Origin of the sequence: Actinotignum sanguinis (assembly GCF_030230305.1) — a bacterium.
Lineage (GTDB): Bacteria > Actinomycetota > Actinomycetes > Actinomycetales > Actinomycetaceae > Actinotignum > Actinotignum sanguinis.
In genome coordinates, this window is record NZ_JASPCQ010000002.1 from 66,015 (window position 1) to 88,302 (window position 22,288).

21 protein-coding genes are annotated in these 22,288 nt (G+C 61.8%); 5 read left to right on the plus strand and 16 right to left on the minus strand.

What is annotated here, in order from left to right; translation table 11 throughout:
• Positions 1 to 4: 4 nt before the first annotated feature.
• The 6 genes from QP828_RS01480 to hrcA all read right to left on the minus strand — a co-directional run bounded on the left by QP828_RS01480 (position 5) and on the right by hrcA (position 5,862).
• Entirely contained in the window at positions 5 to 1,285 is a 1,281-nt protein-coding gene (locus QP828_RS01480) for a hemolysin family protein (RefSeq protein ID WP_274733041.1), read from the minus strand.
• Positions 1,286 to 1,291: 6 nt separating this feature from the next.
• Positions 1,292 to 1,777, minus strand: coding sequence for an rRNA maturation RNase YbeY (gene ybeY, locus QP828_RS01485; protein ID WP_274733039.1), 486 nt, complete (start codon positions 1,775 to 1,777; stop codon positions 1,292 to 1,294).
• A gap of 87 nt (positions 1,778 to 1,864) precedes the next feature.
• Positions 1,865 to 2,836 carry a PhoH family protein gene (locus QP828_RS01490; protein WP_126134512.1) on the minus strand — a complete coding sequence of 324 codons (972 nt, stop codon included), beginning with the start codon at positions 2,834 to 2,836 and terminating at the stop codon, positions 1,865 to 1,867.
• Positions 2,837 to 2,842: 6 nt separating this feature from the next.
• The gene (locus tag QP828_RS01495) at positions 2,843 to 3,628 is read right to left on the minus strand and encodes a 16S rRNA (uracil(1498)-N(3))-methyltransferase (protein ID WP_274733035.1); all 786 of its coding nucleotides are present in this window, start codon (positions 3,626 to 3,628) and stop codon (positions 2,843 to 2,845) included.
• The gene (locus QP828_RS01500; RefSeq protein WP_126134514.1) at positions 3,625 to 4,737 is read right to left on the minus strand and encodes a J domain-containing protein; all 1,113 of its coding nucleotides are present in this window, start codon (positions 4,735 to 4,737) and stop codon (positions 3,625 to 3,627) included. The genes QP828_RS01495 and QP828_RS01500 overlap by 4 nt, the downstream gene beginning before the upstream one ends.
• A 105-nt stretch (positions 4,738 to 4,842) precedes the next feature.
• Positions 4,843 to 5,862 carry a heat-inducible transcriptional repressor HrcA gene (gene hrcA, locus QP828_RS01505; protein WP_126134515.1) on the minus strand — a complete coding sequence of 340 codons (1,020 nt, stop codon included), beginning with the start codon at positions 5,860 to 5,862 and terminating at the stop codon, positions 4,843 to 4,845.
• Positions 5,863 to 5,950: 88 nt separating this feature from the next.
• On the opposite strand from hrcA, the gene QP828_RS01510 reads away from it, so the two are divergent.
• Positions 5,951 to 6,808 (plus strand): DUF3097 family protein, encoded by an 858-nt coding sequence (locus QP828_RS01510; RefSeq protein ID WP_274733127.1) that lies wholly within the window; start codon positions 5,951 to 5,953, stop codon positions 6,806 to 6,808.
• A 158-nt stretch (positions 6,809 to 6,966) separates the two neighbouring features.
• On the plus strand, positions 6,967 to 7,926 hold the full coding sequence (locus QP828_RS01515; protein WP_126134516.1) for a DMT family transporter: 960 nt from the start codon (positions 6,967 to 6,969) through the stop codon (positions 7,924 to 7,926).
• Between the two features lie 12 nt (positions 7,927 to 7,938).
• Here the strand turns inward: QP828_RS01515 and hemW are convergent, their stop codons facing one another.
• The 3 genes from hemW to lepA are packed head-to-tail and all read right to left on the minus strand — an operon-like array spanning position 7,939 to position 11,912.
• Positions 7,939 to 9,207 (minus strand): radical SAM family heme chaperone HemW, encoded by a 1,269-nt coding sequence (gene hemW, locus QP828_RS01520; RefSeq protein WP_274733032.1) that lies wholly within the window; start codon positions 9,205 to 9,207, stop codon positions 7,939 to 7,941.
• 6 nt (positions 9,208 to 9,213) lie between these two features.
• Complete coding sequence (trmB, locus tag QP828_RS01525) at positions 9,214 to 10,056, minus strand: tRNA (guanine(46)-N(7))-methyltransferase TrmB (protein ID WP_274733030.1); 843 nt, start codon at positions 10,054 to 10,056, stop codon at positions 9,214 to 9,216.
• A 2-nt stretch (positions 10,057 to 10,058) separates the two neighbouring features.
• Complete coding sequence (lepA, locus tag QP828_RS01530; RefSeq protein ID WP_126134519.1) at positions 10,059 to 11,912, minus strand: translation elongation factor 4; 1,854 nt, start codon at positions 11,910 to 11,912, stop codon at positions 10,059 to 10,061.
• A 54-nt stretch (positions 11,913 to 11,966) separates the two neighbouring features.
• Here lepA and QP828_RS01535 point away from each other — a divergent pair, with 54 nt between their 5' ends.
• The 3 genes from QP828_RS01535 (at position 11,967) to rpsT (ending at position 14,047) form a co-directional block, all read left to right on the plus strand.
• Complete coding sequence (locus tag QP828_RS01535) at positions 11,967 to 12,989, plus strand: LLM class flavin-dependent oxidoreductase (RefSeq protein WP_279058598.1); 1,023 nt, start codon at positions 11,967 to 11,969, stop codon at positions 12,987 to 12,989.
• Positions 12,990 to 13,107: 118 nt separating this feature from the next.
• Positions 13,108 to 13,620, plus strand: a complete 513-nt coding sequence (locus tag QP828_RS01540) for a PH domain-containing protein (RefSeq protein WP_274733025.1) — start codon at positions 13,108 to 13,110, stop codon at positions 13,618 to 13,620.
• A gap of 160 nt (positions 13,621 to 13,780) precedes the next feature.
• Complete coding sequence (rpsT, locus tag QP828_RS01545; protein ID WP_016442875.1) at positions 13,781 to 14,047, plus strand: 30S ribosomal protein S20; 267 nt, start codon at positions 13,781 to 13,783, stop codon at positions 14,045 to 14,047.
• Positions 14,048 to 14,186: 139 nt separating this feature from the next.
• Here rpsT and QP828_RS01550 read toward each other — a convergent pair whose 3' ends face one another.
• The 7 genes from QP828_RS01550 to QP828_RS01580 all read right to left on the minus strand — a co-directional run bounded on the left by QP828_RS01550 (position 14,187) and on the right by QP828_RS01580 (position 22,195).
• Positions 14,187 to 14,378 carry a hypothetical protein gene (locus tag QP828_RS01550; protein WP_274733023.1) on the minus strand — a complete coding sequence of 64 codons (192 nt, stop codon included), beginning with the start codon at positions 14,376 to 14,378 and terminating at the stop codon, positions 14,187 to 14,189.
• A 152-nt stretch (positions 14,379 to 14,530) separates the two neighbouring features.
• Complete coding sequence (locus QP828_RS01555) at positions 14,531 to 14,761, minus strand: hypothetical protein (protein WP_274733021.1); 231 nt, start codon at positions 14,759 to 14,761, stop codon at positions 14,531 to 14,533.
• A 9-nt stretch (positions 14,762 to 14,770) separates the two neighbouring features.
• The gene (locus QP828_RS01560; protein ID WP_274733019.1) at positions 14,771 to 15,349 is read right to left on the minus strand and encodes a hypothetical protein; all 579 of its coding nucleotides are present in this window, start codon (positions 15,347 to 15,349) and stop codon (positions 14,771 to 14,773) included.
• 341 nt (positions 15,350 to 15,690) lie between these two features.
• Positions 15,691 to 17,169: a Re/Si-specific NAD(P)(+) transhydrogenase subunit beta gene (pntB, locus tag QP828_RS01565; RefSeq protein ID WP_375712888.1), complete on the minus strand. Its 1,479-nt coding sequence runs from the start codon at positions 17,167 to 17,169 to the stop codon at positions 15,691 to 15,693.
• A gap of 3 nt (positions 17,170 to 17,172) precedes the next feature.
• Positions 17,173 to 18,699, minus strand: coding sequence for a Re/Si-specific NAD(P)(+) transhydrogenase subunit alpha (locus QP828_RS01570; protein WP_016442877.1), 1,527 nt, complete (start codon positions 18,697 to 18,699; stop codon positions 17,173 to 17,175).
• Between the two features lie 156 nt (positions 18,700 to 18,855).
• Positions 18,856 to 19,782, minus strand: coding sequence for a DNA polymerase III subunit delta (gene holA, locus QP828_RS01575; protein ID WP_231366734.1), 927 nt, complete (start codon positions 19,780 to 19,782; stop codon positions 18,856 to 18,858).
• A complete protein-coding gene (locus QP828_RS01580) occupies positions 19,697 to 22,195 on the minus strand; it encodes a ComEC/Rec2 family competence protein (protein WP_196800260.1) in 2,499 nt (832 codons plus the stop codon). Before QP828_RS01580 ends, holA begins: the two co-directional genes overlap by 86 nt.
• Positions 22,196 to 22,288: the final 93 nt, after the last annotated feature.

Here is a 22,288-nt window from a genome sequence, read left to right on the forward strand (position 1 = left end):
TCTTCTAGTCCTCACCCTCATCATCGGTTTCTTCGCGCGCAACGATAATAGTCGATAACCGGCGCCGGCGCCCTTCGAAGCGGTCGGCCACCATGTGGATTCCGGCCACCGTTGTTTCTGCTCCGCGGATGGGAACCCGCCCGATGCTTTTGGCGAAAAACCCACCGGCGGTATCAACGTCGTCGTCCTCCAATTCGATTCCGAAGAGGTCACCTAGATCATCGATGGGCATACGCGCCGGGATGCGGAAACTACCCGCCTCGAGTTCTTCCACGGCCGGGAGGGCCCGGTCGTGTTCATCGGAGATTTCTCCCACGAGTTCTTCCACAAGATCCTCGATGGTGACCAGGCCGGCGATACCGCCGTATTCATCCACGACGAGGGCAATATGAACCTGGTCGGCCTGCATTTCCCGCATGAGCGTATCAATGATTTTAGTTTCCGGAACGAACACAGGTTCGCGCACCAGATCGGCCACCCGTAGCTCATCGTGCTGGTGGCGCCGGTGCACCCGCCGGATCACGTCCTTCAGGTAGAGCACCCCGATTACATCATCAATGGATTCGCGGTACACGGGCACCCGCGAGAATCCGGAGCGGGTGAACAAGGAGATGGCGCGGTCAAGGGTTTCATCGGCCTCCACCGCGATCATATCGGTACGCGGGACCATGACTTCGCGCACCAGGGTGTTCCCCATATCGAAAAGTGATTGCAGGATATCGCGTTCGGCATCATCCAAGGCCTCGGATTCGGCCACCCGTTCCACCATAACCGCGAGCTGGTCTTCTTGGCGTTGTTCGGCTTCTTCGGGTGAGAATTCGCGTTCCCGGATGAGTAGCGAAAGCAACCAGGTGAGCGGGGAAAGCCACCAGGTGGCTTTGCGCAGCACTCGCTGGTGGCGTTCCACCCCGAAACTCAGGGGGTTGAAGAAGGCGAACGCGAGGAGAACCAGCACCGTCACGCCGAAGAAAATGGGGAAGATCTGCCACCAGGCAGCTACATCCGTTCCCAGGGCGAAAGTGAAGCAGATTCCGTAGCTGGCCATGAGGAGGGCCCGCACCACCGCGATGCCCATAGAGGCGGCCGGGCGGCGGGCCATAATGGCCACCACGCGTGCCGAACCGCGTTCCTTATGCGCGTACATTTCCGCGGCTTCGGTGCGGGTCATCCGCCCGAGGGCAGCACCCACCACGGTGCACCACAGGGAGAGCAGCAGGCACAGGCCGGCCGCAATATAAAACGGAGCGGAGGGCAGCGTTCCCGCTGCCACAGGTAAGTGATCCATCCTTTCTTACACCTCCGTGGGGCGCGGATCGCCTCCCCCGCGTTCGGAGAGGAACACGAGGAGGAGTTGGCGTTGCAAAGCAAACATGGTGTCTTTTTCTTCCGGGGTTGCGTGATCGTAGCCGAGCAGATGCAGAATCCCGTGGGTGACGAGGAGGAGAATCTCCTCCGCGGTGGAGTGCCCCATGGCGTGAGCCTGGCGGCTGGCGACCTGCGGGCATACAGCGATATCACCGAGCATTCCCGGGCGCGGTTCTTCACCCGGTGGTGCCGGGCGCACCTCATCCATGGGGAAGGACATGACATCCGTGGGGCCTTCCAGATCCATCCACGTCACGTGGAGATCCGCCATGGCATCCTCGTCGAGGAGCACGATAGATAGATCCGCCATGGGATGCACCCGCATCTTATCGAGGACATACGTGGCCAGCTCCGAGATCTCTTCCAGATCCGCAGCCGGACTAAAACTCGATTCGTCATTTACTTCAATCATGTGGTCTTTCCTGACAACCGTTCCCTAGCTTTCCCCGAAACAGCTCTGCCGCCATTCACGCCGTGACACTACCGCTACCGCCCCGCGCTAACGTTGCCGGGAATCCCAGCGGGCATAGGCGTCGATGATTTCGGCAACCAAGCGGTGGCGCACCACGTCCGCCGAACTCAGCTCCGAGAAATGAATCCCCGGAACATCACGCAGAATCCGACGCACCACCTGCAATCCGGAAACTTTATTCGCCCCGAGATCAACCTGGGTGATATCGCCTGTCACCACCATTTTAGAGTTGAAGCCGAGCCGGGTGAGAAACATCTTCATTTGTTCGGGTGTGGTGTTCTGCGCCTCGTCCAAAATCACGAAAGCATCATTGAGGGTGCGTCCGCGCATATAGGCCAGCGGCGCCACCTCAATGGTGCCGGCAGCCATGAGTTTCGGAATGGAATCGGCATCGAGCATGTCGTACATGGCATCGTATAGCGGGCGCAGATACGGATCGATTTTATCGGTGAGGGAACCGGGCAAAAATCCCAGGGATTCCCCGGCCTCCACCGCCGGGCGCGTCAGAATAATACGTTTGACCTGCCCGTCATTGAGTGCCACCACCGCTTTGGCCATGGCGAGATAGGTTTTCCCGGTGCCGGCCGGACCGATCCCGAAAGTAATATCGTGGGTGTCGATTGCGTCCACGTACGCCTTCTGGCCCAGGCTTTTCGGGCGGATAGTTTTACCGCGCTTGGATAAAATATCGGTGTGCAGCAGCGTGGTGGGATGCGCCACGCCGGCGCGCGCAATATCAACGGCGCGGGCCACTGCGTCACGGGTGAGGATTTCACCTTCGGCAACGACGTCGATTAATTCCCCGAGGAGCGATTCGGCAAAATCAAGCTCGGCCGCCGCGCCGGTCAGGGTGATCCGGTGGCCAAGCACGTGAATAGTGGTGGGGGCGAGCCGTTCTTCCAAGGTCCGCAGGACGTCATCACGATGCCCGAGCAGCTGAATCATGGAAACTCGGTCCGGCACAACAATGGTGCGCTGGCTGTGTTCTGTATGCGTCATTACGTCCTATAGTAGCGCGCCCAGCGCCCGCACGGTGGCGATACTTGCCAGTGCGTAGGCCCCGGCGGAGGCGCTGCGCAGCACATGCGCCCCCAGGAGCACCGGGATAGCGCCCGCCGCCTGCAATGCCTCCATCTCCTCCGGTGCAATCCCGCCTTCCGGGCCGATAATCACGGCCACGGGCCCGGCCACGTGCGCGAGGCTCACCGTTCCGCGGGTTACCGCTTCTGCCAGGGTAACCTCGGCTTCCTCATGGCAGATGAACACGGTGCTCCCGGCGAGGGCCCGGGGCAGCTGCGCCGTCGTACTTAATGAACGGATACGCGGAATATAGCTGCGCCGCGATTGTTTCGCCGCCGCGCGTGCGGTGGCCTGCCAGCGAGCCCGGCCTTTTTCTTCCTTGTTTTTCCACGACGCAACGCAACGGGCCGCTTCCCACGGGACGATATCCCACACCCCGTATTCGGTGCAGGTTTCCACCGCCTGTTCATCGCGGCCGCCCTTGGCAAGGGCCTGCACCAGGGTGATGGGCCCGGCCGGTTTCGGCTCCGCGGTCACGGCCTCGATGCGGGCGCGCACCTCATTTTTGGCGACGACGCTCACCGTGCACCGGGCACGGCGGCCTTCCCCATCGGAAAGCAGAACCTCCTCCCCTACCCGGATCCGCATGACGTTGGCGTGGCGAGCTTCCTCGCCGGTGAGACTGAGTTCCTGGCCTACCCGGAGGGATGCGCCGGCTCCGCCCCCGGGCCGGGTGGCGGGGAAGTCAGCGAAGAAAAGCGGGAGCGTCACAGCGAACTCAACCTTTCGCGCAATTTATCGAAGAAGGATTTGCCCTGCTCGGATAGCTGAGCATCCTGCACGCTTTCCCCGCGCAGCTCGGCCAGTTCGCGCAGGAGCTCGCGCTGGCGTTCATCGAGGTCTGTTGGGGTTGTCACCGCAACGGTGATACGCATATCCCCGCGGCCCTTGCCACGCAAACGGGCAACCCCCAAGCCTTTGAGGGTGAGGACCACGCCGGATGAGGTCCCGGCGGGAATCTCCAGCTCGCGGTCCCCGTCCAGGGTCGGAATGGTGACGGTTCCGCCCAGGGCCGCGAAGGTCATGGGCACCTGAACTTCACCGAGGAGTTCTTCGCCCACCCGCTGGAAAATAGGGTGTTCCGCTACCCGGATTTCCACAAAAATATCACCGGCCGGGGCACCGAAGGTTCCGGCATCGCCCTGGCCGCGCAGGCGGATACGCATTCCGTTCTCGATTCCGGCCGGGATGTCCACGGTGAGGGTTTTTTCTTGGCGGATGCGCCCGGTGCCGTGGCAGGGGCGGCAGGGGTCCGCGATGACGGTACCGTGGCCCTCGCAGGTGTGGCAGGGCACCTGGGTAACCATTTGCCCGAAGAGGGAATTTGTGACTTGCTGAACCATGCCCTGGCCTTGGCAGGCCCCGCACGTGACCGGTTGGGAACCGGCCGCGCAGCCGCTACCCGCACATGTAGGGCACACGCTGAAGAAGGAGTCACTGACCTGGCGCTGGGCTCCGAAGACCACGTCGGAGAGCTCGATGCTCAAACCGAGCAGCGCATCACGCCCGCGTTCCCCGCGCGGGGCCGGACCGCCCGCGCGCATACCCGCTCCCCCGAAGAAGGTGGAGAAGATATCGTTCATATCGAAACCAAAACCGCCAGCCCCGGCTCCCCCGCCGAGTCCGCCGAGGTCGTATTGCCGGCGCGAGTCCGGGTTGGAGAGCACCGTATACGCTTCGTTGACTTCTTTATAACGTTCGGCGGCTTCCGGACCGGCGTGATCCGGGTGTAATTTGCGCGAGAGGCGCAGGTACGCTTTGCGGATTTGCTCCTGGCTCGCATCGCGTTCCACCCCGAGGGTTTCGTAAAAATCAGCCACATTTCTCCCGTCTTTGTTCTTTTCTGCGCCCTGACCGCGCCGGCGCGCTATCTAGCTGAGGAGTGCCCGTTCAAACGCCGTGCTCCCTACCGTGTATCACCGTACTTAGGACTGCCCGGACAGAATACCGGATAGGTAATGGGCAACGGCACGTACCGCCGCGATATTCCCGGGATAGTCCATTCGAGTAGGGCCGACGACGCCCACTCGGGCAACTTCGTGCCCGGCGACTTCGTAACTGGAGGAAACCACGGAGGTTTCACTCAGATTCTCATGATCGTTTTCCGCCCCGATGGACACCGCCACATCAGTTTCCATTGCGGCGAGGAGCCGCAAGAGCACCACCTGTTCTTCCAAGGCATCCAGCACCGGAGAAATCGAGTGCAGGAAATCCACCGAATGGCGCGAAAGATTGGCGGTGCCGGCCATGGTGAGGCGATCCTCCGCACCGGTATGCACCGCGGTGGTGAGCGCCGCCGCGATATCGCGCAGAGCTGCGGCAGCCTCCGGTTCGCTGCGTTCGGCGATCTCTGCGAGTACCGCAACCGCGGTGGTCAACGGCTGGCCGTTACAGCGGGTAGTTACCTCCCGGCTCACCGCGTCCACATCGAGACCTTCCAGGTGCGCAGGCACCGCGATAACGCGCTGTTCTACCCGCCCCGCGCTGGTAATGACCACGAGGAGAATACGGGTAGCGCCGAGCCAAATGAGTTCCAGGTGGCGCAACACTGCTTTATCCAGCGCCGGGTATTGGATGACCGCGACTTGCTGGGTGAGGTGGGAAAGCAATCGCGCGGCGCGATCCAGCACATCATCAAGATCCACCGCGGCATCAAGGATTTGACTGATAGCGCGCCGTTCCGCTCGCGAAAGCGGCTTGACGGTAGTAAGGGAATCTACGAACGCGCGGTAGCCGGCATCGGTGGGGATGCGCCCGGCCGAGGTATGCGGATGGGTGAGCAGCCCGGCTTCTTCCAAGACCGCCATATCATTACGCACGGTAGCCGGGGACACTCCCAGCGCGTAGCGTTCTACCAGAGCTTTGGATCCCACCGGTTCGCGGGTGGTGACGTAATCGCGCACAATCGCCTCAAGAACGCGCCCGCGCCGATCTTCTGCCGCCACCTGTGTTCTTCCTCCCCGCTCAGCACTCTATACCTTCGAGTGCTAATTCTACGCGGGGACGCCCGGGAGCGCATACCCTTAGAGCGTGATGTTCTCTGCTACCGGAATGCCTGATCGCTACGGCGACGACGTCCTCGCCCGCGACCCGCACGACCACCGCCGCCCCTCCCGCCCCGTTCCGGCCGCCCCCGGCCTCCTCATCGAGGATGTGGCCTCCGGCTTCGTGGGCGAGGTGCTTTCGGTAGGGAAAGTAGCCGGCCGCTGGCAGATGGAAGTGGAGGGCCGCGGCGGGGTGCGCCGTTCCTTCCCGCTGGGCAAAGGTTATTGGATCGAGGGTGAGCCGGTAGAAATCACCACCCCGAAAGTGGAGGCCCCGCGCGGCCGGCTCCTAACCGCGTCCGGATCTTTTCACGTCACGGCGCGGGCGCGCGTAGCACGCGCCTCGCGTATCTGGGTAGAAGGCAAGCACGACGCCGAACTGGTGGCCAAGATCTGGGGTGAAGATCTGGCTCTCGAAGGGGTGGTGGTCGAAGAATTACTCGGGGTGGATAATCTGGAGTCCGTAGTGCGGGAAACTGCTCCCGATAATGAGCATCGCCTGGGTGCACTGGTAGATCACCTGGTGCCCGGTTCCAAAGAATCTCGGATTGCGGCGCGGGTGGCCGGCCCGGGCGTGCTCGTGCTCGGCCATCCCTATATCGACGTGTGGCAAGCGATTAAACCTGCCGCCGTGGGCTTGCGCGCCTGGCCGGAGGTACCGCGCGGGGAAGATATTAAAGTGGGTACCCTGCGCCGGCTCGGCTGGCCGCACGAAACCGCGGAAGATATTGGCCGGGCCTGGGCCCGGATTCTTAGCTGCGTGCATTCGTATAAAGATATTGAGCCCGCGCTACTGGGCCGCATGGAAGAACTCATTGATTTCGTGACCGCTGCCGGCACCCGGTAGGGAAAGGCGTACCCGGTAGCGCGAGGACGCACCCGGTAGCGCTACGATTCCTAGGCCCTCAGGGTATATCCTTGCTGCGTGCGCCTATCCGGTCCCGGCCGGAGCCGCTGCCCTCGTTGTTTCGGTTCTTCTTCACCCCTATCAGGAGTTGTGATCACGTGGCCTCCCAGCGCCGCTCCGTCGTGGACAAAATCGCTGTTGCGTCCCCGCGCGGCACCCTCGCCGTCGCTTCGGTTCTCGTGGGACTTGTCTCTCCCTTCATCACGCTATCGGGAGAAAACGCCACCACGATTGTGTTCTTCCGCTTCGGTCTCGCTTTCCTTGCCCTACTGCCCATGGTGGTCCATGAATGGCGCCAGTACGGGCCGATGCGTCGCGCTGACCTGCTGCTCTACGCGGTATGCGGGGTGTGCTTCGGGGTGGATATGGCCTTGTGGACGCCGTCGGTACTACTAGCCGGCCCCTCGGTTTCCGCTGTGGTGGTCAATTACGTGCAGGCCCTCGCGGTACCGTTGGTCGCCTGGATTTTCTTCCGCAACCGGGTCCCGTGGATGTTTTTCGTGGCCGCGCCTTTTTCCCTCGGCGGGATTTTCTTACTTTCCGGTATTCTCGACGGCGCCGGCGGATCCGATCTGGTACGCGGCATTATCCTCTCCGCGCTCGCGGGCCTGACCTATACCGTCTACGTGGTCCTCACCGGGCGCACAAATTCTCCGCACCATCAGGGCACCGCCATGGCGATCGTCTGCCTGGTAACCACGGTGGTGTCCACCCCGCTGCTCATTGCCACCCACGGGCCTCTCACCCTCGCACTCTCAGCGAGTTCCTGGGGATGGATGATTCTTATCGCGCTTTCCAGCCAGGTACTGGGATGGTTGTTCTGCCAGGCAAGTATGCCCCTCGTTAATCCCTCGGTGGCCGCTACCCTTATTTTGATTCAGCCCCTGAGTGCCATTATTTTTTCCGCGCTACTGGTTGGAGAACGGCTCTCCGCCCTGCAATGGTTGGGCGCCATTATTATGCTGCTCGGGATCTTCCTCATCGGGCGTGCGCCCAAGCGCCGCTACCGGCTCGGGATCAAGCGGCCTTCGCTGCGGATTCGCCGCCGCCACGCATAACTACCCACTGCGCTACCAGAGCGCCCGGGTTACGGTATCAGCCAGGAGCCGCCCGCGCCGGGTCAAAACAAGGCGCCCGGAGCGCGCTATTTCTGCCTCTACTAAACCATCGCGAACCAGACCCGCCACCACCGCGGCATCCACGCCCCGCGGAATATCAATTCCCCGGCTCATCCGAATACCGAGCATGATTTTTTCTTCGCGTTGTTCAGCCGGACTGAGAATTTCCCGCTCCAGGGCCGGCGAGCTAATCGCCGAGTGGCTCATGGCTACCTCGCCCGCCGCGCGTGGCGCGGCGGCGCCGTCGTCGTTTCCAATCCCGCGAGCCCAGACGCGATCCGCGTACGCGCGCGGGTGTTTGACGTTCCAAAACCGTACCCCGTTAATATGCGAGTGCGCGCCGGGGCCGTAACCCCACCAATTCGCGTTCTCCCAGTAATAGCAATTGTGCCGGCATTCGTGACCGGGGCGGGCCCAATTGGAAATTTCGTACCAGCGGTAGCCGGCCGCGCTGAGAATATCGTCCGCGACCTCGTATTTATCGGCGAGCTCATCCGGATCGGGGAGGCTAATGAGGCCGCGGCGGGCCTGCATGCCCATTTTGGTTCCCGGTTCCACCATGAGTCCGTAGGCACTGATATGCGCCGGTTCGAGGGCAAGAGCCGCGGCCAGGGAGGTGCGCCACTGCCCCATTGTTTCCCCGGGCGCACCGTAAATGAGGTCGAGGGAATACTCCAGGCCCAACTCGCGCGCCCACGCGCATACGCGTTCTACCTGCCCGGGGCTGTGCTGGCGGTCGAGGGTGCGCAGCACCTCGGGTACGGCTGATTGCATCCCGAAAGAGATGCGGGTGAAACCGCCGGCGCGCAGGGTCGCGAGGGCCGCGCGGTCCACGGATTCCGGATTGCATTCCGTGGTGATTTCGGCACCCTCAGCCAGGCCGAAAGCGCTTGCGAGATCCGCGAGCACCGAGACGAGCTGCCGGGCGTCCAACAGGGTGGGCGTGCCGCCCCCGAAGAATACGGTGCGCAGCGCGGCGCGATTGGTGCCGGTGTCGAGAACCGCGCGCGAGAGCGCTATTTCACGGGCGAGGGACGCCGGGAAATCATCGCGGCCCGCCCCCGGCCCGAAGCTCGGCTTGGTGTAGGTATTGAAATCGCAGTACCCGCAGCGCACCGTGCAGAAAGGAATGTGGACGTAAGCGGAGAAACCGGCGCTCACATCCGGGTTCGGGAGGATGCCGGAAGCCGGAGCCGGCTCACCGTGCGGAAGGGAAGCCATCGGAGACTAGGCTCGCACCGCGAGAATATCGTGGATGGTGCGCCCGGCCGCAATGCCGCGTTCCTCAAAACGAGTCAAAACCCGTTCTTCCCACCGCGGTGCGAAACCGCCGCGCTCCGGGGTGGGATCCGCGGGGTTCGGGCGTTCACCGGCATGCGGATTCGTGAAGTACGGGGATGCTTCGACGACGTCGCGCATCTGCCAGGCGTAATTATCCCAATCCGTGGCCAGCCGCCACGCGCCTCCTTCCCGGAGCATCCCGGCCACCACCGTGGCAAAAGGCGCGGCCACCAGGCGGCGCTTGTGGTGGCGGGCTTTGCGCCAGGGATCGGGGAAGAATGTCCACACCTGCTCGACGCGCGGATTGGCAGCATTCGGATGGGTGGCGCTGCGCTCCGGCCCGCACGTGGTCACATCCTCCCCGCGCACCAGGCCCGCGCATTCCAGGCCAAAGAGGACGGGGAGCGCCTGGGCGGCGTCGGCCTCCAGCACCCGCACGTTCGTTACGCCCGCACGCAGAATACTGGCCACGCAGCGCGCCGCGCCGGGAGCCCACGCTTCGACGAGCAGCACATTATATTCGGGGTGGCGCTGCGCGAAGGAGACCCCGTGTTCGCCCGAACCCGGACCGATTTCCACGGCGAGCGGGGCCGCGCGGCCAAAAACTTCCGTGAGGTCACAGCGCGCATCGAGGGCAACCGTGGTGGCCTGGGGGCCGGGTGCCAGCGGCACGAAAAGCTCGGGGTGGCGGGCCACCGTTTCTTCGTGGCGCGCACCCAGGCGGGAACCGCGCAGGGAGAAGGAGCGGATGCGCCATTGGGAGCGATCTGGTGCGGGAGACTCGGCCATGCTTACTTCCCCGTGGGTGCTTCGGAGGTGAGAGCTGCCACGAAAGCTTCTTGGGGCACGTCCACGCGCCCGATGGACTTCATGCGCTTCTTGCCTTCCTTCTGCTTTTCCAACAGCTTGCGTTTACGGGAGACGTCGCCGCCGTAGCACTTGGACAGCACGTCCTTACGCAGGGCCTTAATAGTTTCGCGGGCGATAATGCGCGAACCCACCGCGGCCTGCACCGGGATTTCGAATTGCTGGCGCGGAATGAGGGTTTTGAGTTTCTTCGTCATCTCATTGCCGTAGGAATATGCCTTGTCTTTGTGGACGATAGCGGAGAAAGCATCCACCTGTTCGTGGTTGAGGAGCACATCGACCTTGACTAGATCAGAGGGCTGTTCGCCGGCAATATCGTAATCGAGGGAGGCGTAGCCCTTCGTGCGTGACTTGAGCTGATCAAAGAAATCGGTCACGATCTCCGCTAGCGGCAGCACGTAGTGGATCTCCACCCGTTCGGCCGTAAGGTAATCCATGCCCTGCAGCGCCCCGCGCCGTTCCTGGCACAGCTCCATAATGGAGCCTACGTAATCGGAAGGAGCCAGGATCGTGGCGCGCACGGTCGGCTCGTAAATCTCCCGAATTTTCCCTTCCGGGAATTCCGAGGGGTTGGTGACGGTGAGTTCTTCACCGGCGTCTGTGATGACCCGGTAGATCACCGAGGGCGCGGTGGCAATAATATCGAGGTCGAATTCCCGCTCGAGGCGTTCGCGGATAATCTCCAAGTGGAGCAATCCCAGGAAGCCGCAGCGGAAACCGAAACCGAGGGCCACTGAGCTTTCCGGTTCATACACCAACGAGGCATCATTGAGCTTGAGCTTTTCCAGGGCTTCGCGCAGATTCGGGAAATCAGAGCCGTCCATAGGATAGATCCCGGAATACACCATCGGTTTCGGATCGAGATAGCCGGGCAGGGCTTCGGTGGCACTCTCCCGCGCGCCGGTCACGGTATCTCCCACGCGGGTTTGGCGCACATCCTTCACCCCGGTGATGAGGTACCCCACTTCCCCGGCACCCAGCGCGGTGGTGGGGGTGGGTTCCGGGGAGATCACGCCCAGTTCCAGGAGTTCATGTTCGGTGCGGGTAGCCATGGTCCGCACCTTCGAGCGGGTAGTTAGCTCACCATCAACCACACGCACATAGGTGACGACCCCGCGATAAATATCGTAAACAGAATCGAAAATCATGGCGCGAGCCGGCCCCTCCGGGCGCCCGGAGGGCGCGGGAATCTCCGCGACGATCCGGTCCAGCAGTTCCGGCACGCCCGCCCCCGTTTTCCCGGAAACGGCTAGGCATTCCTCCGGTTCCACACCGAGCAGGGACGCCACTTCTTCCGCGATTTTTTCCGGCTGCGCGGAAGGCAAATCAATTTTATTGAGGACGGGAATAATCGTGAGGTCGTTTTCCATGGCCATATAGAGATTGGCCAAAGTTTGCGCCTCAATCCCCTGGGTGGCATCCACGAGCAGCACCGCGCCTTCGCAGGCCGCCAGCGAACGGTTCACTTCATAGGAGAAGTCCACGTGGCCGGGGGTATCGATCATATTGAGGGCGTAAGCTTTCCCCTCCACCGACCACGGCAACCGCACGGCCTGCGATTTGATGGTGATGCCGCGTTCGCGCTCAATATCCATCCGGTCCAGGTACTGATCGCGCATCTCGCGCTGTTCCACGATGCCGGTGAGCTGGAGCATCCGGTCAGCTAGCGTGGATTTTCCGTGGTCAATATGCGCGATGATACAAAAGTTGCGGATACGCTCGGGCGGTGTGGCGCCCGGAATAATGGCGCGCGATTCCTCAGCGGAAGAAATAGGCACGTCTCTCCTTCACAATAAACTCTGCTCAAGTATAGTCCTTGGACCATAATGGATATGGATATATCGGTCACGGGAGTTGCCATGAATGTTCCTTTGTCAGTGTTAGATTTCGCTACGCGGTACGACGGCGAAGCCCCCGCCGCGGCCCTGCACCGCTGTGTGGACCTCGCCCAGCGCGCCGAGGCTTTGGGATACACCCGGGTGTGGTACACCGAGCATCACAATATGCCCACGGTGATCTCCTCCTCCCCCGCGATTATCATCGGCTACGTCGCCTCCCACACCGCACGGATTCGGCTGGGTGCGGGCGGTGTCATGCTCCCCAATCATTCTCCGCTCGTCGTTGCTGAACAATTCGGGACCCTTGCGGAGATGTACCCGAACCGTATCGATCTGGGGCTCGGGCGGGCACCGGGCACCGATAGCCGCACCCTCTACGCGCTGCGCCGCGATGCTAGCGCCTATGAGAACTTCCCCCGTGATGTGATGGAACTCCAGGGGTTCCTCGGGGATACTTCCCGGGTACCGGGCGTGGCGGCCTATCCGGGCCAGGGCACCCACGTCCCCCTCATTATTCTGGGTTCTTCGCTTTTCGGGGCGGATCTGGCCGCGCAGCTGGGCCTACCCTATTCTTTTGCTTCTCATTTCGCTCCGCGCCTGCTCCACGAGGCTATCGCCCACTACCGGGAGAATTTCCAGCCCTCCGAAGCCCTTGCCCACCCCTATGTCATTGCGGCGGTAAATGTGACCGCGGCGGAAACGTCGGAGGCTGCCGCGCGGGAATTTGAGCGGGTCAAGCGGGCTCGGGTTCGCAATATGCTGTTGCGCGGGGCGCCCGGCCGCGATATTTCCGATGCGGATCTTGCTGCGGTGCTGGACAGCGCGCAGGGCCGCCAGATCCTCGATATGCTCCGCTACACCGCGGTGGGTAATGCGACCGAGGTGGGCGAGTATCTGCGCACGTTCGCCCGGGATGCCCAGGCCGATGAGCTCATGATTTCGGTGCAGGCCACCTCGCATGAAGAATCACTGGCGTGCTTGGAGCTCACCGCCCGCGGCTACGGCTTGGATAGCTGAGGCAGGCACGGCGCGGGCAGCTAGGCGCGGCGTCGTACCGTATCGCGCAGCGTCGCATCCCCCACGCGCTATCGGCCGCCTCGCACGCCCGCGTTTTCTTTGTGGCACGATGGTCAGTATGCCTCTGTCGCAAAAACTACTCGGAACCGGCGAAGAACTCCTTGTCCATATGCACCCCGATGCCCGGCATTTGTTGCCGCGGGCGCTCGGTGCCGCGGCGGTGGTGTTCCTCGCGGTGCTCGGGGTGGTCGCGCTGCCAGGTAGTTGGCAGCCGCTGGCCGGGTGGCTGGTGGTGGCGGCCGGGGTTCTCACGCTTATTGCGATAGCCGGGTGGCCGTGGCTGCAGTGGTATATGAGCACCGTGAGTATTACCAACCGCCGGATTATCACTCGGCGCGGGGTATTCACGAAGCTCGGGCACGATCTTCCGCTCGCCGCGGTGGCACGGGTGGAGGCGCAACCTACGGGTACCGGCACCTCCGGTTCCCTTCTTGTGACGACGACGTCAGGTGCCACGGTCATTCTGCGCCGCATCGCGAATCTTCCCGCTGTCACCACGTTCCTGAACACGCTACTGGACAAGCGCGCGGGAGAGGGGTTTCACACCGGGACCTCGCGCGAAACCGCCTGATTCTGGTAGTGTTTGGAGATGGACTTTCACCGGTCGGGTGGCAAGTCCTTGTTCTTTCGTAACAACCACGGGTGCCCCACGCCCGCAGTCCTACGAGGAACGCTTCCCTCTCCGACCATATTCATCTATCGCCTAGCGATTGACCGAAAGAGATATTTCATTGGCTAATATCAAGCAGCAGAAGAAGCGCGTTCTGACGAACGAGAAGCGTCGCCTTCGCAACCAGGCCGTTAAGTCGGAACTGAAGACCTACATCCGTAAGACTCGCCTTGCCGTGGAAGCCGGCAATGCCGAAGAAGCGGAAACCCTCCTGGCCGCGGCCTCCCGCAAGCTGGACAAGGCTGTGTCCAAGGGTGTTATTCACCGCAACCAAGCGGCGAACCGCAAGTCGAAGCTTGCTAAGCGCGTGAACGCACTGGCCAAGTAGGCTGTGCCCCGGCCATGCAGGCCGGACCTCCGGCGCGGTTGTATCTCTTATATCTACCGCGCTGATACTTAGAGGAAATTAGAAAAAGCGGCTGGAACCTAGGCGTTCCAGCCGCTTTTCATATCGCTCACGAATTTTCTCATTCTTCTCCTTCGTGCTCGCCCTCGCGGTCCGCTTCCAAACTGCGGCGTTCCGCTTCCAAACGGCGCAGTGTAGCGCGTACTTCGTTTTCACGATGCCGGTGCCACAGCGCAAGGCCGAATAACGCAAGAGTGACAAGGCCGGGGATAAGAGCGTAGTCGTACCACGGGTTATCCCTCACTAGAGCCATTATCACGATACCCAACGTTGCACCGAGCCACGAACTTGCCCATATGAAATATCTCTTCGAGCGCATACCTCCTCCTTAAATCTCATTGCACGGACGATTGATGTTTTTATAAACTACCGAGATGGACACTCACCCAGCAACCCGAGTTCCCCTCATTCTTCTTCCTCGTGCTTGCGTTCCGCTTCCAAACGGCGCAGTGTAGCGCGTACTTCGTTTTCACGATGCCGGTGCCACAGAGCAAGGCCGAATAACGCAAGAGTGACAAGGCCGGGGATAAGAGCGTAGTCATACCAAGAACGCCTCTTCAGTACATTCAGTACAAAGCAGCTCAACACGACACCAAGTGCCAGTTGCGAGAAATAGAAGTACCTCTTCGAACGCATACCCCCTCCTTAAATCTCATTGCACGGACGATTGATTATTTTATAACCTACCGGGGTGAACGCTCCCCACAACAACCTAAGCTCTCCACATTGATTCGGCCCAGGTGCGCCTTTTTCCATAAGGTAACGTGAAAACGTTGCCAAGACGGTTACACAGGCAAGGCCACCAACCCCCGTAACTCCCAACGAACCGCATATGGCATTTCCAAGCACTCCACCGACAGCCATTCCAATCCGCTTATGTTCGTCCGTGTTGAGATAAAGGTATAGATACCAACCTGCGGTCACTCGGAACTGAGGAGCGTAGCCCTGCTCCCTACCCATGAGGGAGAGTTCTTGCGACGACTCTTTCGTCACCTTCCACCGCAAAGATCCCGTTGTTCGAAGCTGACCATCTGGTGGCACGCTTTCCGCTTCAATAAGCACCTTTGCCAAGTCTTGCGCGAGAGCGTCATCCTCACTGGTAGGTATCGACATATTAACATGAGACCCTTGCGGCACCTCGTCACCAGCAACAACTGCCGGGAGAGACCCGCCGCAGGCAAAAGCGAGAGTAACAGGAAGTACGGCGAAACTTTTGATAGACATAGCAATTCCTTCATAGATGTGAATACCTGTGACGCTTATTACAGGTACGATTTCACCGTAACACGAGTCACACTCACCGTAAATCAATTTCCTATTACACTTTTGCAACACTTCATTTAGCGCATATCACGGTTTGTTATATTTCTATCCAACAATCGAATTGAAGTCAGAATCCTGAAAGAAACTTATCTATAAGAGTCGCTAGATATACACGTAGCGCAGGTGGCCGGAACCTGAAAGGTGTTCCGGCCACCTGCGCTAACTGAGGGATTCCCTAAGCGGTTATAGTTGCTCAGCTTGCCCCGGCCACGCCCGGGCTAGGGCGCGGGAGCGAGGCTACCTTAACCGGGGAAAGCCGCATTGATGGCATCCACGGATGCCTTGGCATCGCCGAGCAGCATATCGGTATTCTCATTAAAGAACAGCGGGTTTTGCACCCCGGCATAGCCGGCATTGCCCATGGACCGCTTGAATACGATCACCTTCTTGGCATCCCAGACATGCAGCACCGGCATACCCGCGATAGGCGAACCGGGCTCGGAAGCCGAAGGATTGACCGTGTCATTCGCCCCGATAACCAGCACGACATCGGTATCCGCGAAGGAATCGTTGATATCGTCCATTTCCTCCACGATGTCATAGGGGACTTTCGCTTCGGCCAGCAGCACGTTCATATGCCCGGGCAGGCGCCCTGCTACCGGATGGATAGCGAAACGTACCTCGGTTCCGTTCTCGCGCAGCTTCTTCGTCAGCTCCGCCACCGGATATTGGGCTTGGGCCACGGCCATACCGTAACCGGGAGCAATAATCACCGAGCTGGCGTCCGCGAGCTCTTGGGCCACCTCCGCCGCGGTGGTTTCCGTGTGGCTGCCATAGTCACGCGCCTCTCCGGTAACTGCGCCGTCGGACCCAAAACCGCCCAGGATCACCGAAATGAAAGAACGGTTCATGGCCTTGCACATGATGTAGGAGAGATACGCGCCCGAGGACCCCACCAGCGCTCCGGTGATGATGAGGAGGTCATTGCCGAGGGTGAAGCCAGCCATCGCTGCCGCCCAGCCCGAGTAGGAATTGAGCATTGATACGACGACGGGCATATCACCACCGCCGATCGCGAGCACCATATGTGCCCCGAGCAGCAGCGCAATAATCGTGATGAGGATGAGGGGAATGAGGCCGGCCCCTACCCCGCGGGTCCAGGCGAACCAGATAATAAGCCCCAGGCACGCCAGGATCGCCAGCAAATTGAGAAGATTACGGGCCGGGAGCACCAGCGGCTTGCCGGGAATCTTCCCCGCGAGTTTCAGGTAGGCGCATACCGATCCGGTGAAGGTGATCGCGCCGATGAACACAGCCAAGCCCACTTCGCCCATATGGAAGGCATTTGTGGGGGAGAAATCTTCCCCGGGTTGCTGGAGGAAAGAGTTGTAGCCCACCAGCACCGCTGCCGCGCCCACGAAAGAATGAAGCAGAGCGATGAGTTCGGGCATGCCCGTCATTTCCACGGTGCGGGCCCTCCAAATCCCGATGCCGCCGCCCACCACGAGGGCGAGCACGAGCACCAGCACAACAACAGTGGAAGAAGCCTCCGTGGGGAAAGCGAGAACCACGATAATGGTGGCGACCAGGGCCAACACCATTCCAATGGCGCCCAGAATATTACCTTTCGCGGCGGTTTCCTGTTTGGAAAGCCCGGCCAGAGCGAGAATGAAGAGCAGGGCCGCCACCAGGTAGGCGACAGTTTGCACGCTGAAAGCAACCTTGAGACCACCCAAGTTCGGGGTGGCAAGGGCAAGGACGTCGTTAATAGTAGTGAGCACGGCTTAGCTCCTCTTAAACATAGACAGCATGCGCGCAGTCACCAAGAATCCACCGAAAATATTGATGGAAGCGAGGGTGAGTGCAATAGCGGCAAGGATGGTCACGGCTAGATGTCCCGAACTGAGCTGGAGGATTGCCCCCACCACGATGATTCCGGAAATCGCGTTCGTTACGGACATGAGCGGTGTATGCAGCGCGTGCGTCACCGAGGTGATGACGTAGAAGCCCACCACGCAGGCCAGCATGAAGACGATGAAATGCGAAGTCATGCTCGGCGGGGCCGTGAAGAGAATCCACAGGGCTACCGCCGCTGCCAGCCCGGCCCACAGGTAGCGCAACGGGCTAGGGCGGGACGGTTCAGGGGCGGCCGGCGGTGCGGGAGGCGCTGGAGGCGCAGCCGGCGCGGCCGAGACCTTGATGGGCGGGGGCGGCCAGGCCACCGCTCCCCCGAGGGTGACCAGAATACCGCGCACAATATCATCCTCGGTATCCAGCACCAGCTGGCCGTCCTTACCCGGGGTGGTGAGTTTGAGGAAATTGACGAGGTTCTGCCCGAAAAGCTGCGAGGCTTGGCCGGGCAGGCGTAGGGCAAGATCTTCGTAGCCAATAATCGTGACGCCGTTCTCGGTGTGGACAACTTCTCCCGGGCGAGTACCGGCCACGTTTCCGCCGTTAGCCGCCGCCAAATCAACGATGACGCTGCCGGGTTTCATGGCGGCTACCGCCGCAGAGTCCAATAGTTGCGGGGCCGGCTTGCCGGGGATGAGCGCCGTCGTAATAACAATATCCGCCGCGGCTGCTTCCCGGGCGTAGACCACCCCGGCTGCGTTGGCCTGATCCGCGGTCATTTCACGGGCGTAACCGTCCGCGGATTCCTGGCGTACCGGGATCTCCACGAATTCGGCACCCATGGACTGAACCTGTTCGGCAACATCGGCACGCACGTCCGTTGCCTTGACGATCGCACCCATGGAATTGGCGGTGCCAACCGCCGCAAGCCCAGCAACTCCCGCTCCAATAACGTAGACGGTGGCCGGGGGAACCTTACCGGCGGCGGTAACCTGCCCGGTGAAAAGCCGCCCGAAGTGGGAGGCTGCTTCGATAACGGCACGGTAGCCGGAAATATTGGCCATCGAGGAACGTACATCCATGGACTGAGCGCGCGAAATACGCGGAATTGCGTCAAGCGCCAGGGCCGTGAGTTCACGGCGCGAAAGTTCCTCGATAAGCTCGGGCGAGCCGGCCGGGTTCATACGCGCAATGAGGGTGGCGCCGCGGCTCATGCGGTCAAGGTAGCTCACATCCGGGGCGTCGGTGGCTAAAACAATATCCGCAGCCCAGGCTTCTTGCGCGGAAACGAGGCGTGCGCCCGCGCTTTCGTATTGGCTATCGGGGTAGGACGAGGCCTCCCCCGCCCCCGTTTCCACCACGACCTCGTAGCCCAAAGCGATGAGCTTGGCGACGGTATCGGGGGTGCCCGCCACCAGGGGGTCACCCGGGCGGGTACTTTGTGGTATTCCAACAAGCATAAAGTGCTCCTCAGTACAGCACTACCGTGCTGCGGTCTGCGTGGGCGGCGCTCCAGATACGCCATTGTCGCGCCGCCGCGGGACATTCCTTATTATTCCACGTTTCCCGAAGGGGCCTGAGCACCCCGGCAAGCGTGAGACTGTGCGGGTTAGTCGCTACCGCGTGCGCCGGGCGCGCCCGATGGTGATAATCGCGTGTTCAACAGCGAACTGCGGGTCGCGGGAGGCACCCTTGACCTGTTCATCGGCGAGCGCCACCGCTCGAATGGCTTGCCCGAGTCCGGCATCGCTCCACCCGCGTGCTTCCCGGCGGGCCCGTTGGGCCTGCCAGGGCGCCATTTTCAATTCTCGCTGGGTGATGCCAGGCGCCTGGACAATAGCGAGCTGGCGCAGTTTCGCCGCGAGCGCCGCCACGATGGGAACCGGGTTGACCCGGGTGGCGAAAGCGTGGCGGGCCAGTGCCAAAGCTTGGCCGGTACGCCCGGCCAAGGCAGCATCCGCGATCTCAAAGGGTGTTGCTTCATTGCGCCCGGCATAGAAATCCCGAATATGGTCCTCGGTGATCATCCCCTCCACATCCGCGAGGAGTTGGGAGGTGGCACTGAGTAATTCGCGCAGGTCCTGGCCGAGTGCATCAACGAGCGCCCGCACCGCCCCGTCCGTGATTTTGCGCCCGGCGGCCCGCACATCCGCTGTCACCAAGCGCGCCTTATCGTCATCGCGTTTGATTTTTTCGATCCGGGCTACTTGCCAACCACCCGCCGCGATAGCGTCAAGGAGTTTTTTACCGCGGGTACCTCCCCCGTGCTGGATGATCACGGGAATATCCGCATTGGGCTGCGGTAGGTAGGCGAGCATCTCCGTGAGGAACGCGTCATTCATATGTTCGGCGCCGGTGACGATGACGATGCAATGGTCACCAAAAAGTGAAGGTGAGGTGTGCAGGGCGAGGGCCCCGCGTTCATAGGTTGCCGCGTCCACGCGCACGACCTGCACCTCAGGGTGCGCCTGGCGGGCAAGGCTGATGAGGCGGGCCCAGGCGCGCTCGGCAAGGACCGGTTCCGCGCCAACGATGAGGATCACCGGTTCTAAGCGGAGAGCGTCGTACCCGACCGCGCGTTCTTTGGCTGCCATAGCTCCATTCTCTCATGTCATAACCCACCTGCTGCACGGCGGGTGGCTTGGGTGGCGTGGGCTGCGTGGGTGGCTCCTCGCATTCGGAAACGAGGTCCCCTTCCGCCCATGCGATTGCCCCGCACGCGAGGGTGGGATAAATCTGGGCACCGGAATAAAGCTCATAGACGCGTGCGGAGGGATGCCCGTAACTATTCTCCCCCACGGATATCAGGGCAATTGCGGGGTCAAGTTCACGGGCGAGGCGCGCGGATTGGTCCGCGCTTCCGTGATGGGCGACGACGGCGATATCAACCGGCCCGACCGCCCCCACGAGGCGTTCTTGGGCCGGGGCAGTCGCATCTCCGAGAACCACGATGCGTTGAGCAGCCTGGCTAGTGCCACCGCTCGCGCCGGCGTTAGCTGCCCGGCCCGGGCTGTCCACACCATCAGCGTCGAGGAGGATCACGAGGGAATCCGCGTTGGCTTCCTCGGGAATGCTACGCGCACCCGGATGCGGGCTAAGAATCCGGGCGATGGGAACATCATCTACCCGCAAGGTTGTTCCTGCGGCTACCACGTTCACCGGAATGGAATGGGAATCGAGTAAGTCGAGTGCGGTGCGGGACTGGGGCTTCGGGGCGGAATTTGGAGATATCCATACCGCGCTGATTGTTGCGGTGCTGAGAACGTCGCGTAACCCTTCCACGTGATCGGAGTGAAAATGGGAGAGGATGAGGAGATCAAGATGACTCACCTGAGCATCGCTTAGGCAGCGAGCAGCGGCGGGAGTGCGAGGTCCAACATCAATCATTATCGTGTATCCGCGCACCCGGTAGAGGAAAGCTGATCCCTGGCCCACATCGCATTGCACCGCCGTCCAGTTGGAGGGAATCACGGTAGCGCCCGGCCCTCGTGATAGCCCGAGGGCCACGAGGGCGGCCACCAGAATCAGGATTGCGCTCAGGCGGGGTATCACCAGGAGCACCAAGACCGCACATATATGACCGATTCCGGCAAGGACAAGGGGAATTCCCGATCCCGGTAGGGAGGCAAGGGCGCGGGCTACGTGGTCAATCCACCACGTGGCCAGTTGCGCAAAGGAGATGGCGAGGCCGGCGAGCACCGGGAACAGCGGTGCGGTGAGCGCCCCGACAAGTCCGAAAATAGTGAGGGGTGCGACGACGGGTGCCACAAGCGCATTAGCCGGAACCGCCCACAGCGACCCAGCTTCGGTGAAGAGGAGCAGTACGGGTAGGCAGGAGATTTGGGCCACCAGCGGAATGGCAACGACCCGGGCGAGTGCGGCCGGGAAGAACCTGCTGAGGTGTTCCGTAAGCGGGTATCCTCCGCAGATAATTCCGAGGGTGGCACTGGCGGAGAGCAGGAAACCGTAGCCGGTTGCGAGCCACGGATCAATGAGGGCAGCGGTGATGCTCGCGCAGCTCAGGGCATTGATAGCTTGGCTTCGGCGGTTCATTCCCACTGCTGCGAGAACCACCAGGCCCATGAGTGCCGCCCGGATAACCGAGGGCGCGGGTCCCACCAGAATAACCAGTCCACCTAAACCCACCACTCCCGCTAACGCGGTACGCAGGGGCCGGGCCCGGCCCACCGCCATAATAATGATGCCGAGAACAAGGGATACATGAGCCCCGGAGACCGCAATGAGATGGGTAAGGGCCGTTGTGCGCATGGCTTCTTCCAGTTCCGGGGATACCCGGCTATCGTCTCCGAGGGCGACCCCGGGGATAAGGCCGCGGGCGTGCTCAGGGCGGGTGGAGAGCAGCGTGGCAAGCGCGGTATCGATGCGGTGAACGATGCCGGCGCTCAGCGCGCCACTCCCGCGTGTTTGGAGGGCAGGCCCGGACCAGCGGGCACTTTCCCGCCGCCCGTGCGCGGGGGTGAGTCGGCCCTGCCCAAACACGCGCTGACCCGCCAGGGCTGTGCAGGGAACTTCCGCTCGGATTCGCGCGCGGGGGCCGCTGGCAAGCTGCACCCCGTTCGGGCCAGCGGTGGTGATCTTTGCGGGGCGCAGCAGCGCCGTGCATTTTTCTTCTCCCCACGGCATAGTGGAGGGTTCCGGGCGGGTCATGACATAGGCATCCAGTTCCACGCTTCCCCTGACTGCCGGGATATGCGCGGCAGAGAGGGCGAGCAGCCCGGCGATACTGGTAGCACCCAGCGTGCACGCCACCGCGAGGATACTCAAAACCACCCCGCTTGCTTTCCCGCGCCGGCCGGGATGCGCCCGGGCATACCCGGTTACTGCCCAAGCTGCCACGATGCACAGGGCAGCACCGAGGAATCCGAAGTGCGCATACCCGCTCAGCGCCGCCCACGCCCCGCCCAGGGCCGCGGCGGCTGATGGAAGGAGGCGCATATCCTGACCGTGGCCCGCATGCGCGCAATGCGAACTTCGCTGGCTTCTGCGAGTGCGGGGATCGCCGAACACCCTAGGCTTGCACAGATCGCT